Consider the following 17154-nt stretch of genomic DNA (forward strand, 5'->3'; position numbering starts at 1 on the left):
CATGAATAATGTCCATTACACCAAATTCTTAAAGATCTGCCTCATTATTAGTTTTACGAGCATTATCAATCCCTTATCAGCATATTGTCATGATGTTTTTATAAACTTTAAGTGTTTATAGATATCTTGATAAAAGAAGCGGATAAAAATGCGCTCATAACGGATTGCTTATGCCTTCATACATCAGATGTATGATTAACTGGCAACGCCCATCTCAATAATTGTAGCGCTTATTTTAGTGGCTGCAAAAAGGTTACCTATTATGTCCACTCTCGAAACTCCTATCCAACATATCCCAGCACAGACTGCTAAAAAGCCTGCCAATAGCATCAAGCTTGTCGATGAAGCACAAGCAAAAACCAACTTATTGGGCATGACGCAAGCACAACTGGCCGATTATTTCAAAAGTATTGGCGAAAAGCCGTTTCGTGCGACGCAAGTGATTAAATGGATTTATCAGCATGGGGTGACCGATTTTGAGCAAATGACCAATTTGAGCAAATCCTTGCGTGATAAATTATCAGCCCATGCTTGTGTCACGCCGCCAAAAGTGATTCATCGTCAGTATAGCGATGATGGTACGCGTAAATGGGTCTTTGAAGTCACGGGTGGCTCATTGGTCGAGACGGTATTGATTCCGGCCGATGATAGCAAACTAAACGGCCGTAAGACTCTTTGTATCTCCTCACAAGTCGGCTGCGCGCTAGACTGTAGTTTTTGCAGTACTGGTAAGCAGGGTTTCGAGCGTGATTTAACCGCTGCTGAAATTATCGGCCAATTATGGGTGGCGAATGCTTCTTATATGAGCGATGACAATGACAGTTTGGAAAACGTTGACCATAGTTTATGGGAAAATAACGTCACCAACGTCGTGATGATGGGCATGGGTGAGCCTTTATTAAACTATAAACCCGTGGTTGGCTCAATGGAGCTGATGCTAAGCGATCATGCTTACGGTCTATCAAAACGCCGTGTGACGCTATCGACTTCAGGTGTGGTACCAAAAATGTACCAATTGGCGCAAGATATTGATGTGGCATTGGCGATATCCTTGCATGCACCAAACGATGAGTTGCGTAACGAGCTGGTGCCGATTAATAAAAAATACCCATTAGATGAGCTGATTGCCGCGGCAAAAAACTATGTTTATGATGTCAATCCGCGTCATAAAAAGCATGTCACGATTGAATATGTCATGCTTGATGGCGTCAATGATAGCAATGAGCACGCTCATCAGCTAGTGGCATTATTAAAAGATTTGCCAAGTAAGATTAACCTGATTCCGTTTAACCCGTTCCCGCATGCGCCGTATGATAAATCGAGCAATAACCGCATTCATGCCTTTAGCGATATTTTAAGCCAAGCGGGTTTTGTGTGTACCATTCGCCAAACGCGCGGTGATGATATTGATGCCGCTTGTGGTCAATTGGTTGGACAAGTGGCGGATAGAACGCGCCGCTCAGCCGCTTGGCAGCAGAGTATTAAAGATCGAGAAACTGTTTAATGCCTTTTTTATTGTCTAAAGTTAGGAAGTTAGGATTAAATATTTTCTGATTGACAAGTGAGTAGGTAAGGCAATGAATTGAATTGCTTAACTGTCGTTTTTATCTCACAACGGTAATAAAATGTAGTTAAAGGCATCAATAACAAAGAGCAGTACAATTAATATCAACTAAATTGTACTTATGGGTGCTAAATCCATTAAACTGATGCCTCGATGATCGAACGCATTGACCCACAGTTTTATGATGGCGGCTATGATGACTTTAAAAACTCTTTGTCAGTTCAAATATCAAACCTTACTTTCTCAACCAGCGCAGCAATCAGCTGTCAGTATTGCCCAAACGCGCGGCGCAAACGTTATTTTGTTAGCCAGTGCGCTAAGTGCTTTGTTGTTAAGTGGTTGTCAAAGTACGACGACCACAGACTTGATTGGTAATGCACCTTATCAAACGTCGACGCGACCGAGCGACAATCGCAATTTGGATCAGCAAGAAATTGCTCGCGTTCGCACGTCACTTGCTGCACAATATATCCGCAAAAATGAGCTCGATGCCGCCCAGCGCCAACTTGAAAAAGCCTTTGCTGCTGATAGCCGTTATGCGCCCGCCTATGATATGATGGGCATTTTGTTGCAGCAAGAGGGCAGTCGCCTTAATCTTGCGAAAGCCGATCAATACTTTAAAAAAGCCATTATGCTAGATAAAGATTTTGATCAAGCGCACAATAATTACGGCGTTTATTTGTCGCAAATGAAGCGCTATAAAGAGGCGGCGGAGCAGTTTGAGATTGCAGGGGCGGCGCTTGGCTACGAAGGCCGAATTGGGGCGTTAGAGAATTTAGGGCGTACCTATCTTCAGCTCAATGATCATCCAGCCGCTGCCAAAGCATTTTTACGCGCTTTAGATGGCAACCGTAATAGTGTGATTGCGCATATTGAACTGGTTGATTTGCTACTTGAGCAGCAACGTGTACAGCAGGCTCAAAGGCTTTATGATGAAACCTTATTACTGGTACAAGGGCAGGGCATTAGCCCGCGTCTGCTATTACAGGGTATCAAACTTGCCGCGGCACAAAATAACATAGCAACGCGCCAGCAATTGGCTCAGCAGCTTTTATCCGCTTATCCACTAAGCGATGAAGCAAAACAACTTAAGATTTGGCTTAATAATCCAGAGGCACCATGGAAATGACCACCCCATCATCAAACACACAATCTAACGCTCAGGGATCATTTGGTGCCATGTTGCAGCAAGCCCGCAAAACCAAACAAGTCAGTTTAGAAGAGGCTGCTGCCGAATTATTTATTTTAAAACGTCATTTACAAGCGCTCGAAAATGAGAATTTTGCGGATTTACCACAAGCGGCGTTTGCACGCGGTTTTGCGATTAACTACGCCAAGTTTTTGGGTTTGGATCCCGTAAAAGTAGCGAGCAGCTTTGATGCCGCTTACCCTAATGAGCTAAAAGCGCGCGCTCCTCAGAATATTGAGTCGCCACTACGCCCGATGGGTACGTTGCAGCGCGATACTCACAATCGCATTCGTTTTAATCCCTTATTAATCATCGCCGTGATTGGCGTTATTATTTTAGCGATTTTCTTATTTCGCATGGTGTCTAACGCCAGTAAAGACAATAATGAGCAGCCAGTAACGACCAGCGAAGATATCTCAGCACTAGAGCAAGCGCAAGGCGCAGCGATTGATGTTGATAGTAATGGCGTTGGTGCGTCTGGCTCGGCGCTGAATTTGGGCGGTGAAAGTACAGCTGCCGCTACGCTCGACGTGAAGCTGACCGATGCCGCTGTTGTGGTGATTACCGATGCCTCGGGTAGCAATCTGATGAATGGCTCGCAAACTGCTGGCGATTATAAGTTATCAGGTACACCACCTTTTAACGTACAGATTGATAATGTCAAAAATGTCAGCTTAATGCTTAATGAAGAAGCGGTGGCGTTAGACAGTTATGCTACAGGTACGCAGGCCAGTTTTGAGCTTGCACCTTAATATTTAACAGCTATTAAACTTAACAAAACGATTGTTCTTAACAAGCTGTTAGCGTTAAAAGTAATGTTGGTTTCCAAGTTTCAGTTTTAATTCGTTCCAGTTTGTTCTAATGAAAGGGTTTGTCTATGTCAACGTCAGCGCCTATTAACCGTCGTCTTACCAAAAAAATATATGTTGGTGATGTCGCAATCGGCGGCGATGCACCGATTAGTGTGCAAAGCATGACCAATACCGATACTTGTGATGTAGAAGCGACCGTTGCCCAAATTGAGCGCTGCGTCGAAGCGGGTGCGGATTTAATGCGCGTGTCGACACCGACGATGGACACCGTCAACGCTTTTGCCGAGATTCGTAAGCGCGTCAGCGTACCCCTTATCGCCGACGTACATTTTGACCATAAAATCGCCCTAGCAGTTGCGGCAGCGGGCGCTGATTGTTTGCGTATTAACCCAGGTAATATCGGTAGCGACGCCAAAGTACGCGAAGTGGTTGCTTGCGCCAAAGATTATAATATTCCGATTCGTATTGGCGTTAATGCAGGCTCATTAGAAAAAGACATTCAGCGTAAATATACCGAGCCAACTGGCGAGGCGATGCTTGAATCAGCGATGCGCCATATTGATATTTTGGAGCGTTTAAACTTTGATCAATACAAAGTATCGGTAAAAGCCAGTAATGTATTTTTGACTTTAGATGCCTATCGCCTGATTTCTGCGCAGATTGATAATCCTTTGCATTTAGGCGTCACTGAAGCGGGCGTGTATCGTACTGGCGCGGTGAAATCTGCCATTGCCTTAGGCGGGCTGTTATTAGACGGCATCGGCGATACCATTCGTATCTCTTTAGCGGCAGAGCCAGAAGAAGAAATTAAAATCGGCTTTGATATTTTGAAGTCGCTCAATATTCGCTCAAACGGCGTTAACTTTATCGCTTGCCCAAGCTGCTCACGCCAAGAGTTCGATGTGATTAAAGTAATGACCGCATTAGAGTCGCGTTTAGAAGATATCCGTGAGCCGATGAATTTGTCGGTGATTGGTTGTAAAGTAAATGGTCCGGGCGAAGCAAAAGAAGCGGATATTGGTATTGTTGGCGCGGCACCAAAATCATTGGTCTACCGTATGGGTGAAAAAAGTCATTTGATTGATACCAATAATTTGGTTGATGAAATCGAAGGCATGGTACGTGCGCATGCCGAAGATTTGGCAAAAAAACGTGAGAATGAAATCATTCGCGTAAAATAAGTCGTCACCCTGATGTATTTTCTGATTAAAATAAAGCGCGATTATTAATAAAAACCGTCATTACCAATAAAAAGTATTAGAGATAGCTTGTTAAAAATTTAAGGATGCGACCGTACTATGATTAAAGCAATCAAAGGGTTTAATGATATTTTGCCTGAGCAGTCCGCAAAATGGCTGCACTTAGAGTCGATATTGGCAGATGTATTGGGCAGATACGGTTATGAGCATATTCGCTTGCCTATTGTAGAGCAAACCGACTTGTTTGCCCGTGCTATCGGCGGCGCAACCGATATCGTCGAAAAAGAGATGTATAGCTTTACCGATAAGTCTGAGCCACCAACGCCATTGGCATTGCGCCCAGAAGGCACGGCAGGGTCAGTACGCGCGGTCATCGAGCACAATTTACTGCGCGGCGATACGCCAAAGCTTTGGTATATAGGTCCGATGTTTCGCTATGAGCGTCCACAAAAAGGTCGCTACCGCCAGTTTCATCAATTGGGTGTCGAAAGTTTTGGTAGTGCGCTACCAGATGCTGATGCCGAGCTGATCGCTATGACGCATTTGATGTGGCAAGAGCTTGGTCTAAAAGATGAGATGCGCTTAGAGCTTAACAGTTTGGGCGAGCTTGATGAGCGTCATGCTTATCGCGAAGCATTGGTTGCATATCTAACTGATAAGCAAGAGCAGTTAGATGAAGACAGCAAACGCCGCCTGACGACCAATCCATTACGTATTTTAGACAGTAAAGAGGCGAGTACCCAAGCGCTATTGGCAGAGGCGCCAAAGCTTGCCGAGTTTTTGGGTGCCGAAAGTAAAGCGCATTTTGAACAAGTACAAGCGTATTTAACCGCACTTGGGATTGAGTTTGAGATTAATCCGCATTTAGTACGTGGACTTGATTATTATAATAAAACCGTATTTGAGTGGGTTACTGATAAGCTTGGTAGCCAAGCGACCGTTTGTGCCGGTGGCCGTTACGATGGTTTGGTTGGTCAGTTAAAATCTATCGGCACCTCTGATGATAAAGCAGTAAAATCTGAGCCAGCCGTTGGTTTTGCGATGGGACTTGAGCGCTTATTACTGCTTATCGACGCTGTATCACCGATAGCAGAGTTGCCCGCTTGCGATATTTTTGTGGTTGCCCATCCAGAAGTTTATAGTGCGGGTATCAGTTATGCACAAGCGCTGCGTTATAGCCGTCCTGACCTACGCGTAAAAATGGCGAGCGCAACCAGCTTAAAAGCGCAAATGAAAAAGGCTGATAAATCGGGCGCGGCGTTGACAGTGATTATCGCTCAGCAGGAACTCGATGATAATACCATTAGTATCAAAGACATGCAGACGGGTGAGCAAAAAACAGTCGCGCAAGACTGGTTGTCAACTAAAGACAACTTCGTTCGTTAATAAGCGATTGTGGTTTTAGCATTAAAAATTTCATATCAATTTTATCAGGTAAAAATATATGGCTCTGACACCCAATTCGCCAAATGCAGACAATTCAATGCAAGCGTTAAAGCAATATGGCAGCTATATTGTCACTGCGATTTTATTGGCGTTAGCAGCCTATTTTGGCTGGACGTATTGGCAAAACAACCATGCGCGCGTCGATACGGTGGCCGCCGACCATTACGCCGATATTCAACGTTTAAATGAAGAAGTTAGCCTCGCATCACAAAACCCAGACTTAGAAGCAGAAGCGCAAGCGTCACTGACTGAAAGTCGTAAAAAGCTAGATAAAGATATTGATGCTCTAGTAAGCACCCATGGTAACTCTGTCTATGCGTGGCAAGCGCTAATGATTAAAGCGCGTCAGCAAGTGGACAGTGATGATTTTAAAGGGGCTGGCGAAACCTTTAAAAAGGCACTGACAATCGATTTGGGTGATGCAGGCTTAGAAGCGATTACCCGTCTGCGCTATGCCAAAACACTATTGGCAGCGGGCGATGCCAATGCTGCTTTAGCTGAAGCTAATAACGATATGCCAAGCTCGTTTGAGGCAAGCCAGCAAGAGCTATTGGGTGATATTTATCTAGCGCAAAACAATAAAGATGCGGCGGTTAAATCTTACAATAATGCTTGGGAATTGTTACGTAGCCGTCAAGAAACGCGTGCAGTATTGGCATTAAAGATGGAAAGTCTCGGTATAGTGCCTGAACCTATTGAGCCGCAAGCTGGACTTATCCAAGAACCTGCTATGCCTGCCCAGCCAGTCGCAGCCGATGGAGAAAATGCGGCAGACAATAATAAGATAGAAGCTGGCGCATAAGCCAGTTGTTAAAAAGATACCAAAACCAAATATTAAAAAAATAGCAAAAGCGCTAATGTGCTAATAAAGAAAAATTGCAACACGATAAAACGTTGTAAAAACCCTTTTAAAACTAAGTAGCGCAGTGAGTTAAAGAGGCAGTATCAATCATAAGTGCTTATTTATTATACTTATTATTGTGTGCCATTTATTTACTGCTAACTAATTTATTCATGATTACTTTATTGGTAGTGAGAACCTATAATGACTCAAGCTATTCGCTCAAACAAAACGATAAACGTTAAGACAATCAAAACGACGGCCATGCATGTCGCCGTCATCGCAGTGATGGCAACGGCAGTCGTTGGGTGTAATCGAGGTATCAAACCAGTCGTCAATGAGCCTGTAAAGTTGGTACAAATTGCGCAGCCAATTAGCGTGCTGCAGCCGGTTTTTAGTACCGATGTTGGCAGCAAAAAAGCCAGTAGTAAAGATCCTCTTAGCTTGCAAGTAGGCTATGCCAACTCGCAAATTGTGACGGCCTCGCGCGGTGGTGATTTGACTGGCTTTGATAGTAAGGGTCAGCGCCTATGGTCAGTCAATGTAGGCGATCAAATTACCGGCGGCGTGGCATTAGACGCCCTTAGTCAGACGGCTATTGTGAGTACACGCAGCGGTTCGGTGATGGCATTTGATAGTGCCACTGGTGCCAAGCGCTGGCAGCAGCAATTAACCGGTACGGTTTTGACGCCAGCGTTAATCAGCAATAACCGAGTAATTTTATCAGCCAATGATGGTTTCTTGCATGGTCTGTCGCTACAAAACGGTCAATCTGTTTGGCAGTTTGCCACCCAAGTACCTCCTATCAGCGTACGCGGTACAGCAGCGCCGACACTGTTAGATGATAAAACTGCACTCCTAGCAACGGCTGATGGTCGCTTACATGCTATTACTATTGATAATGGTCTACCGCAGTGGTCACGCCGCGTTGGCGTCGGATCGGGTAGTAGCGAAGTTGAGCGCATGAGCGATGTCGATGGTATGCCGATTGTTGATAGCAATCAGCTATTTGCCATCAGTTATAGCGGTCAGCTGCTTGGGATTGATCTGGCCTCGCGTCAAGTCATGTTCGTCAATGAGCTTGCCAGCTTAAAGTCACTTGCGGTCAATAATCAGCAAGTTATTGCGACCAGTTTAGACGGTAAGGTGGTCGCTTATAACCGCAGTAATGGCGAAGTGTTGTGGGAAAGTGAAGAGTTGGCTTATCGTCATCTCACCAATCCTGTAATGATTGGCAATTATATTGCGGTTGGCGACTTTGATGGGGTCGTACATTTATTTGACCCTGCAAGCGGTAAAATCGTTAGCCGCGTGCAGACCAAAGGTGCTTTGACCAACTTGCAAGTACAAGGCAGTCTGTTAATGACCCAAAGTACCGCAGGACAAGTAGCGATTTGGCAATTAGCACGCTAATTTTTTGTCAGTGACGGCTTATTTAACCTCCTATTTTTTAAAGCGATGTTTTAAATCAATGTTCTAAAGCAATATTTTAAAACTAGTTGTCAAATAAAGCGTTAACTAAGCATAATGGTATTAGGTTCAAGAAAAACGCTGCTTTGTCAGCGTTTCGTGCCTTGTGTAAATTGCTTGTTTAAATAGTGGCTTTCGCGTACTCTATGCGACCGATAAGTGCTAGGTGTTAATGGTATAAGTTATGATGATTGATTAATAATTATATCTATACGCTTAACCTACCAAACTTTAGACAATATCTTAACCAACACTTATGGCGATTGCTTAAAACAAAAAGCTCACTATTATTTGCCATCGTTTTATCTTTATTTTTTATTTAAATTCGCGGTCGAGTAGCGTTATTATTCTTAATATAAGCGTAAACGCAGCGTCCGCCATTGTACACATCACTGTGTCATTCACTGAGAGTAACCCATGAGTATCAAGCCTGTGGTCGCCTTAATTGGCCGTCCAAACGTCGGTAAATCTACCTTATTTAACCAGTTCACTAAAAGTCGGCAGGCATTGGTTGCTGATTTATCAGGGCTGACTCGTGACCGTCAATACGGTGATGCGACTTATGAAGACAAATCCTTTATCGTAGTCGACACTGGCGGTATTGGCGAAGCTGACGATGGCAGCGGCAACATTGATGACTATATGTCTGAACAGTCGCATACCGCCATTCATGAAGCCGATATTATCGTTTTCGTCGTTGATGCACGTGCCGGTATGATTGGTGCCGATGCTGAGATTGGTAAGTTTTTGCATACCCTCGGCAAGCCTGTTTATGTCGTCGCCAATAAAGTCGATGGTGTACATGAAGCTGCGCCTGCAGAGTTTTATGCGTTAGGTTTAGGTGAGCCGTATCCAATGGCTGCCAGTCATGGGCGCGGTGTCGGTAACTTGTTAGAAGCGTTGACCGCTAACATGCCAACGCAAGAAAATGTCGTCGAGCCAAGAGGGCTAAAGCTTGCGATTATCGGTCGTCCAAACGTTGGTAAATCAACGCTGGTCAACCGTTTATTGGGTGAAGACCGTGTGGTGGTGTTTGATATGCCCGGTACGACGCGCGATAGTATTTATATCCCCTATACACGCGATGGCAAAGATTATGTTTTGATTGATACGGCTGGCGTACGTCGCCGCGGTAAAATCGATGAAAAAGTAGAGAAGTTCTCAGTCATTAAAACCTTGCAAGCGATTGAAGATTCTAACGTAACCATCATTGTGATTGATGCGCACGAAGGCATTGTCGACCAAGACTTAAATATGATTGGTTATGCGCTTGATGCAGGGCGTGCATTGGTAGTTGCTATTAATAAATGGGACGGTCTGACCCAAGATCAAAAAGACTATATCAAGCTTGAGATGGATCGCCGCTTCAACTTTATCCCTTATGTCAAAGTACATCTTATCTCAGCGCTACACGGCACTGGCGTAGGTAATTTATACCCCTCTATCTTACGTGCTTATCAGTCGTCGATGTTTGAGGTGTCAACCAACCGTTTGACGCAGATTTTACAAGATGCGGTTACGGCCAATCCGCCGCCAACGGTTGCTGGTCGCCGTATTAAACTACGTTTTGCTCATATTGGTGGTCATAATCCGCCGGTGATCGTGATTCATGGTAATCAAACGTCTGCGCTGCCAAAAAGCTATCAACGCTATCTTGAAAACCAATTCCGTCAAGTCTTTAAGCTTGAAGGCACACCGCTGAATGTTATATTTAAGCAAAATGAAAACCCGTACGCCAATAAAAGTGATACGCCAACCAAAGCAAAAGCGCAGCAATTACGCCAACGTGAACGCAATCGCGCGCAAAAATTTACCACCAAAGATAAGCCAAGATTTACTAATAAAGATAAAAAGCGTTAATTTTGCCAGATAGTGAGTGTCTTTATTTTTTTAGCAAATAAAGAACATTTTATTTTATCTTTGCTGTTTTTCTATTCTTAGCTTTTTCTGTAGTATAAAATGCCATGATAGCTATATCAGTCGTCATGGCATTTTTTAATTTAACATCTTAGCGCAGAATTCTCCCACCTCTAAGGTGGGGAGATGAATGCGTTGTTGGTAACTACTCCTACAACCTGTTGTATAATAATTATGCAACCAACTAACAATAAATATCTCATGCCAAAGCAGATCCTAAAAGCCCATAAAATCAGGCTATATCCGACTGATGAACAGCAAATATTCTTTGCCAAGTCATTCGGCTGCGCTCGTTTTATTTGGAATAAAATGCTTGGCGATAAAATAGATCACTACAAAACTACGAAGACCACCCTAAACAACACCCCTGCTCAGTATAAAAAAGAATTTGAATGGCTAAAAGAAGTCGATAGCTTGGCATTAGCCAATGTTCAGCAAAATCTAAGAGCTGCCTATAGTAAATTTTTCAAGCAAGGCGCAGGGTTCCCTAAGTTCAAGAAAAAAGGCATTAAAGACAGTTACACCACCAACAATCAAAAAGGATCGGTAGCCGTCACCAGAAACACCATTAAACTACCTAAAATAGGTCACATCAAGGCTAAAATACATCAATCTATTAATGGGCTTATCAAGAGCGCCACTATCAGTCGTACCCCATCAGGTAAGTATTACGTCAGCCTGTTGGTTGAAACCATCGTTGATGAATTACCAAAAACCCACTCTAACATCGGCATTGACTTAGGATTGACAGACTTTATCGTCTTATCGGACGGCAGCAAAGTTGCCAATCCTAAGTTTCTATCGAAGCTGCAAGACAAGCTTGCGCGTGAACAGAAAATACTAGCCAAACGCAGAGCCGTTGCTAAAGCGGATCAACGCAAGTTGTCAGAGAGCCGCAACTATCAAAAGCAAAAAACAAAAGTCGCCAAGGTCTATGAGAAAATAACCAATACTCGCAAAGACTTTCTACATAAACTCTCATTCAATCTCATCAAAAACCACGATGTTATTGCTATTGAGGACTTGAACATCAAGGGTATGGTTAAGAATCACAAACTTGCAAAAGCAATCAGTGACAGCTCATGGTCGTCATTTACCACCATGCTTGCCTATAAAGCAGACTGGTACGGCAAAACGCTTGTCAAAATAGACCGATGGTTTCCATCGTCTAAGACTTGCTCAAACTGCAACCATCTACTGACTAAAGCTGAATTACCGCTGTCGGTTAGAATGTGGAATTGTCCAAGTTGCTTGCAGCAAAATGATCGCGATATCAATGCCAGTATCAATATCTTAAATCAAGGGTTGTTACTGGCTAAACAATCAAAAACTGTCGGTGCGACAGGGTTAGCTTAGTCAATTCGCTTAACCGCTGATACAGAACACCGTGTCAAGTAAGAGCGTTACCTAAGAAACCTCTACTTCAAAGGTAGTGGGTAGTTCATGACTGTGTTAAGTTACATTAAAATGTCGCATTATCCTTATCATCTCTATAATATATCTATATTATAATTACAAGTTGTCTTCACTCAGTTGAGTCATATGAACAACCGCTCCCCAAAAAACCTGCCCATGCTTATTTGGCAATCTATCATGCAGACCATGATTTTGGCTGTATTGGCAGGTTTTTTATTGTCGTTTATTTATGGTTTGGTGGAGCATTATAAGGAAGAACGTCGGCATACCCAGCAGTTGGCCAACTTGCTAACAATTAGTGCAGCGAGCGTAGATGGCGACGAGGTAGTCGCTGAACAAGTGCGCTTTTTGTTAAAAAATGAGCAAAACATCGAAAGTATTTTGTTTTATACCACCTCGCAGCCTATTGCTGATAGCAATCTGTCAAAAGACGATTGGAAAAATGCTTTATTTGCCAATGCGGTCAGCTTTAATTATCCGGTCGTCGGCGACTATGTTGATGGTACTAGCACACTTTCTATCGGTAGTGATACGCTAAACGGCGAGCAGGAAGGCTTTACGACTTTAACCGCCATCAATGCTAACTCAAACTCAGAGAGCGACCCTGTAAACGACTCAGTAAGCGAAATGTCGTCTGATACCGCCTTGGTTGGCTATATCAATATTACTTTAAATGTGGCAGCGCTGCGGACAGATTGGGTTCAAAGCAATTTATGGCTGTGGTTAATGACAACGTCATTGGCGATTATCTGGGCGTTGTTTATTCTGCGCAAACTAAACTGGCCATCAAAAGATATCGCCGCGCTAACCGAAGTTTGCGATATTGTGCTAAAAAACCCTGAGCTTGAGCAGCTACCGGCGATTCCGCAGCGCTTTAAATTTGAAGAATTGGTACAGATTAAGCAGGCTTTTATCACTTTGTTTAATCGCCTGCAAGCGTCGAAACAAGATTATGCAGCGCTGGCCGTGTTTGAGCAGCAGTTGCATCAAAAAGATTTATCGCTTGATGTGCAGTTGCATAATTTTCAAAGCATGATAACCCATGAGCTAAAAACTTCCCTAAATGCCATCGTTGGCGGCTTACAGCTATTAGAAGGTGAACAGCTAAATGCTGAGCAAAAAGACGCGGTTGAGATTATTCACAATGGCAGTGATAAATTGGTATTGGCGCTCAATCAAATTATACAACTGAATCAAATCCAAAAAGGGCAAATCAGCCTACAAATCAGTGAGTTTAATCCGCTGCAATTAATTTCAGACCTATTGGCCGAATATGAACCTGTTGCCAAGCAGAAAGGTTTGGATTTGAGCAGTCATATTCATCATATTGATTATAGCCTCGAAGGCGACGCCGAAAAAATTCAGCAGATACTGTCGATCCTACTGAGTAACGCCATTAAGTTTACCCCAACAGGGCAAGTAAGCATTACCTCGCAGCTGACCCATTTCGACCACAGCAATCGCTGGCAGATACGGATAAAAGATAGCGGTATCGGTATTGACAGCAGTTTTATAGAAGATATTTTTAATCCGTTCTTTCAGGTAGATTCATCGCAAACCCGCCAATATGAGGGCACAGGTATAGGCTTGCCGGTCGTTAAGCAAATGGCGCAGCTGATAGGTGCTAGTGTCGAGGTAAATAGTACGCTAGGGGTCGGGACAGAGTTTATAGTTACCTTGCAGCTGTCCAATCAGCGTCAATCGCGGCAGCAATACCTGCTGTCTGGACTCGACGTAATGTATTACTACTATCAAGATAGCGGCGCTTTGCTAGAGGAGTTACAGCGACTAGGGGCGCGTGTTACCTGCTATCAACATGAACAGCTGGTTATTGATGAAATAGCTGATAAAAATTTCGATATGGTGATGTTTGCTGAAGACGTATTACCAAGTAGCGCTGAAGCCTTAGCAAGGCGTATTCGTGCCTCTGAGACCAATCATCGTGCTTTGTTGGTGTATTGGTATTCGCAGCAGCAGGCGCTACATTTGGATAGTTTTGAGCACGGATTAAAAGCCGCTGGAGTTGATTACTGTCAGGTAGCGAACTATGAAGACAAAGCGCTGAGTAATTTGCTAAAAAGCTGGCTTGCTTGCTCTTAAATATGACGGTATTCATGAAGCTAAAGTTAAAAAAAGACCAATAAAAAAGACACCCATCAAAGGCGTCTTTTTTATATTAAGCTCGCTAAACACTGTTATCTAATATCAAATGGCTTTTAGAACGAATTGTTAAGCTAAAGATTTAAGACAAGTGCTTAAAACAAGTTTTGTGCCCAGCGCGTGAAACGTTGCCAAATACGGCTCATAAATCCTGATTGTTCGATATTGCTCGTAGCAACGACAGGAACTGAGGCAACTGCTTTACCATCAATTACCGCCATCATTTTGCCAATTTCTTGACCTTTTTTGATAGGGGCTTCTAAGCTTTCAGGAATATCGACCACGGTGGTGATTTTATTCTTTTGGGTTTTGCTGGTCAAAATCTGCAAACTGTCACCAGTCGCCAGATCTACTTCTTTTGCTTCGCCAAACCATACTGGTACTTTGCTGACAAACTGACCAGCGGGCGCTTTAGTGACGGTGGTAAAGTGGCCAAAGCCCCAGTTTAGCAACTCACGTGACTGATCGGCGCGCGCTTGCTGACTTTTTGTGCCCATAATGACAGAGATAAGGCGCATATCGTCACGCTTACTTGACGCTGCTAAGCAATAGCCTGCGGCGTTAGTATGACCTGTTTTTAAGCCATCAACCGTCGGGTCGGTCGCAAGTAGGGCGTTACGGTTACCCTGCGTGATACCGTTATAGGTAAACTCTTTTTCCGAATAAAGACCATAATAGTCGCCACTGTTTTTGATAATAGCACGCGAAAGTTTTGCTAGGTCTAAAGCTGATGCTTCATGACCTTCATCGGGCATACCTGTGGCATTGACAAAATGGGTATTCTTCATGCCGATTTTTTCGGCTTCTTCATTCATCAAAATCGCAAACGAAGCTTCGCTACCAGCGATGTGTTCGGCCATCGCTTTTGAAGCATCGTTACCTGATTGAATGATGATGCCGCGTAGCATATCAATCACGCTGGCAGATTTATTGACCGGTACATACATACACGACTCACTGCTACTACCGCGGCACCAAGCATTGGCGCTCATCAATACTTGCTCGTCTTCTTTAAGATCACCTGATGCTAAGCGCTGTTCAATCATGTAGCTGGTCATCATCTTTGTCAAAGACGCTGGTGGCAGTGGTTGATTGGCGTTTTTCTGCGCCAGTATCTCACCCGTGTTATAGTCCATTAATACATAGGCGGTATTGTCCATTTCAGGAGGCTGAATGGCTGCGCCCGCCATCATTGCACTCATAGAAACACTAACGCCCACTACCAGCTGTACCAGCTGTTTTTTCACATGCTTTACTGTCATAGATTGTTACACCGCATCATAAAACCAAATGTATCTATCGCTGCTATCACAGGCTAAATCTCAAGTTAATCTAACATAAGCGCTTTAAATTTAAGCGTCAGAACAGATTTTTGCTGAAAGCCTTGACGACTGAGCGATGGACATAAAATTAACGCCTTATCTTAGCAAAATGCCGCTCGATGGGGAAATGATAAATAAAATAAAATTACTCACGATTAGAAATTGGATTTATAGCGACTTTTTTAATATCCATAAAAAAACTTGCTGCAACGTCTGCTAGGAGCGGACGATACAGCAAGCTGATTTATCTATATAAATTCAATATTTAATAAACCCAGTATGAGCTTAATTTAAACGCTTATTTTAAATGTATAAGACCACTTGTTAAAAGCTAATTATCAAAGGTTTTTGCCTAGCATCTATCACGTCATAATAACCAGATTTTATTGTCGTTAATAGTAAAGGTGTTTATTTACGTTGACCAGATGCTAGGTTTTAGCGGATTTACTTTTCTATCAATCTAACGAAAGAGGACTCCACCCGACGCTAGGGTGGAGGTGAATTTCGTATAGCCTAACTCTGCTGATTTTGAATGTATTGCTTAATAATCTCCAACGGCGCTCCGCCACATGAGCCGGCAAAGTAAGAGCGTGACCACAAAACAGGCTTATTGTAAGCTACTCTTAGGTCAATGAAGTTGGCTCTCATTCGCCGGCTTGTGACCGACTTTAGATTATTAACCATCTTACTTAGTTGTACCGTTGGTGGGTATTGAATTAGCATGTGAACATGATCGCCTTCACCGTTACATTCCTTGAGTTCCGCACCAAAATCCTTGCATATCTCAGCAACAACTTCTTTAAAGTATTGACGATGATTGTCAGCTAAAACCTTTTTGCGGTACTTGGTGATGAATACCAAATGCACATGCAGATTATAAGCAGAATGACGGTTTTTATATATCTCACTCATTATAATAAGTACCCTTTATTGTTTATGTCATATAGTATAACATGGTATAAATAACAAACACACTGACCAATAAAGCATCCATTATGAAAATTAATAAAGCGTACAAATTTAGGCTTGAGCCTAACGCAGAACAAGAGGTTATCTTAAATAACCTTGTTGGTTCTGCACGTTTTGTTTGGAATCAAGTGCTTGCGGTATCGTTTGAGATGTTTGCTAAAAATGAGTTTATTAATGCAACCAATTTGGTTAATAAAATCATGGATATTAAAGCAAATCCTGAGTTTGCGTTCTTAAAAACAAGCTCTAACGCGGTGTCTTTACAACAAAAAATTCGTGATCTTGCGGCGGCTTGGTCACGCTTTTTTGACTCTAAAGTTCATGCACGATTGAAAGAGAATAAGAAAAAACCTAAAAAGCCTAAGTTCTTCAAGCTTGCTGATGGCACAGAAATCCAATTACGCCCGCTTATGCCGCGCTTCAAGCGCAAATCAGATGGGTGTGATTCAATACGCTTGGTACAGTTTGATAAATATTGCCGTGTTGAAGGCAATCGTGTCAAACTACCGAATGGTGTAGGTTTTGTAAAGTTTAGAAAATCTCAAGACATTCTTGGGATAATTAAAAACGTCACCATCAGCAAGAAATCCGGTCATTGGTACGTGTCGTTTGGCACTGAGCGAGAGTTGGCCCAAAACCCAATTCATCCCTCTAAAACCGCCATTGGTATTGATTTAGGGATTACTAAATTTATCACCACCTCAAATGCTGATGTTATTCAGCCTAAAAACAGCTTTAAAACCAATCAAGCCAAGTTGGCAAAGCTACAGCGCCAATTAAGTCGTAAGGTCTTATTCAGTCAAAACTGGAAAAAGCACAATCGCAAGATCCAAAAGCTTCACCATCACA

At 43.1% G+C, this 17154-nt stretch carries 13 protein-coding genes; 11 read left to right on the forward strand and 2 right to left on the reverse strand.

Translation table 11 applies throughout. The features are described 5' to 3' along the window. The first annotated feature begins 262 nt into the window (after positions 1-262). The 10 genes from rlmN (at position 263) to B3R91_RS06190 (ending at position 13954) form a co-directional block, all read left to right on the forward strand. Positions 263-1504: a 23S rRNA (adenine(2503)-C(2))-methyltransferase RlmN gene (gene rlmN / locus B3R91_RS06145; protein ID WP_286796864.1), complete on the forward strand. Its 1242-nt coding sequence runs from the start codon at positions 263-265 to the stop codon at positions 1502-1504. A gap of 253 nt (positions 1505-1757) precedes the next feature. Next, positions 1758-2693: a type IV pilus biogenesis/stability protein PilW gene (pilW, locus tag B3R91_RS06150; RefSeq protein ID WP_286796865.1), complete on the forward strand. Its 936-nt coding sequence runs from the start codon at positions 1758-1760 to the stop codon at positions 2691-2693. Next, positions 2690-3505: a helix-turn-helix domain-containing protein gene (locus tag B3R91_RS06155; protein ID WP_068407685.1), complete on the forward strand. Its 816-nt coding sequence runs from the start codon at positions 2690-2692 to the stop codon at positions 3503-3505. The genes pilW and B3R91_RS06155 overlap by 4 nt, the downstream gene beginning before the upstream one ends. A gap of 125 nt (positions 3506-3630) precedes the next feature. Beyond that, on the forward strand, positions 3631-4746 hold the full coding sequence (gene ispG, locus B3R91_RS06160; protein WP_068407683.1) for a flavodoxin-dependent (E)-4-hydroxy-3-methylbut-2-enyl-diphosphate synthase: 1116 nt from the start codon (positions 3631-3633) through the stop codon (positions 4744-4746). A 117-nt stretch (positions 4747-4863) separates the two neighbouring features. Continuing rightward, complete coding sequence (gene hisS, locus B3R91_RS06165) at positions 4864-6150, forward strand: histidine--tRNA ligase (protein ID WP_286796866.1); 1287 nt, start codon at positions 4864-4866, stop codon at positions 6148-6150. Positions 6151-6208: 58 nt separating this feature from the next. Beyond that, positions 6209-7012 (forward strand): YfgM family protein, encoded by an 804-nt coding sequence (locus B3R91_RS06170; RefSeq protein ID WP_286796867.1) that lies wholly within the window; start codon positions 6209-6211, stop codon positions 7010-7012. A gap of 243 nt (positions 7013-7255) precedes the next feature. Next, complete coding sequence (gene bamB / locus B3R91_RS06175; RefSeq protein ID WP_286796868.1) at positions 7256-8464, forward strand: outer membrane protein assembly factor BamB; 1209 nt, start codon at positions 7256-7258, stop codon at positions 8462-8464. A gap of 474 nt (positions 8465-8938) precedes the next feature. Continuing rightward, positions 8939-10381 (forward strand): ribosome biogenesis GTPase Der, encoded by a 1443-nt coding sequence (gene der, locus B3R91_RS06180; protein ID WP_191691683.1) that lies wholly within the window; start codon positions 8939-8941, stop codon positions 10379-10381. Between the two features lie 231 nt (positions 10382-10612). After that, the gene (gene tnpB, locus B3R91_RS06185; RefSeq protein ID WP_286796869.1) at positions 10613-11794 is read left to right on the forward strand and encodes an IS200/IS605 family element RNA-guided endonuclease TnpB; all 1182 of its coding nucleotides are present in this window, start codon (positions 10613-10615) and stop codon (positions 11792-11794) included. 186 nt (positions 11795-11980) lie between these two features. Next, positions 11981-13954, forward strand: a complete 1974-nt coding sequence (locus B3R91_RS06190; protein WP_286796870.1) for a sensor histidine kinase — start codon at positions 11981-11983, stop codon at positions 13952-13954. Between the two features lie 155 nt (positions 13955-14109). Here B3R91_RS06190 and B3R91_RS06195 read toward each other — a convergent pair whose 3' ends face one another. Together B3R91_RS06195 and tnpA are read right to left on the reverse strand one after the other, a co-directional pair. Next, entirely contained in the window at positions 14110-15276 is a 1167-nt protein-coding gene (locus B3R91_RS06195) for a D-alanyl-D-alanine carboxypeptidase family protein (RefSeq protein ID WP_286796871.1), read from the reverse strand. A 573-nt stretch (positions 15277-15849) separates the two neighbouring features. Next, positions 15850-16248 (reverse strand): IS200/IS605 family transposase, encoded by a 399-nt coding sequence (gene tnpA, locus B3R91_RS06200; RefSeq protein WP_286796872.1) that lies wholly within the window; start codon positions 16246-16248, stop codon positions 15850-15852. Between the two features lie 83 nt (positions 16249-16331). Here tnpA and B3R91_RS06205 point away from each other — a divergent pair. Then, positions 16332-17154 (forward strand): RNA-guided endonuclease InsQ/TnpB family protein (locus B3R91_RS06205; protein WP_286796873.1); only part of this gene is annotated, 823 nt, incomplete at its 3' end.

The organism is Psychrobacter sp. UBA6291 (assembly GCF_002439405.1).
GTDB classification, from domain to species: domain Bacteria; phylum Pseudomonadota; class Gammaproteobacteria; order Pseudomonadales; family Moraxellaceae; genus Psychrobacter; species Psychrobacter faecalis.

Bases quoted from the DNA above. Each gene is read 5' to 3' on its own strand.
- B3R91_RS06195 (WP_286796871.1), bottom strand. From the start codon at position 15,276: ATGACAGTAAAGCATGTGAAAAAACAGCTGGTACAGCTGGTAGTGGGC.
- tnpA (WP_286796872.1), bottom strand. From the start codon at position 16,248: ATGAGTGAGATATATAAAAACCGTCATTCTGCTTATAATCTGCATGTG.
- der (WP_191691683.1), top strand. From the start codon at position 8,939: ATGAGTATCAAGCCTGTGGTCGCCTTAATTGGCCGTCCAAACGTCGGT.
- B3R91_RS06155 (WP_068407685.1), top strand. From the start codon at position 2,690: ATGACCACCCCATCATCAAACACACAATCTAACGCTCAGGGATCATTT.
- bamB (WP_286796868.1), top strand. From the start codon at position 7,256: ATGACTCAAGCTATTCGCTCAAACAAAACGATAAACGTTAAGACAATC.
- B3R91_RS06190 (WP_286796870.1), top strand. From the start codon at position 11,981: ATGAACAACCGCTCCCCAAAAAACCTGCCCATGCTTATTTGGCAATCT.
- B3R91_RS06170 (WP_286796867.1), top strand. From the start codon at position 6,209: ATGGCTCTGACACCCAATTCGCCAAATGCAGACAATTCAATGCAAGCG.
- pilW (WP_286796865.1), top strand. From the start codon at position 1,758: ATGATGACTTTAAAAACTCTTTGTCAGTTCAAATATCAAACCTTACTT.
- hisS (WP_286796866.1), top strand. From the start codon at position 4,864: ATGATTAAAGCAATCAAAGGGTTTAATGATATTTTGCCTGAGCAGTCC.
- ispG (WP_068407683.1), top strand. From the start codon at position 3,631: ATGTCAACGTCAGCGCCTATTAACCGTCGTCTTACCAAAAAAATATAT.
- tnpB (WP_286796869.1), top strand. From the start codon at position 10,613: ATGCAACCAACTAACAATAAATATCTCATGCCAAAGCAGATCCTAAAA.
- rlmN (WP_286796864.1), top strand. From the start codon at position 263: ATGTCCACTCTCGAAACTCCTATCCAACATATCCCAGCACAGACTGCT.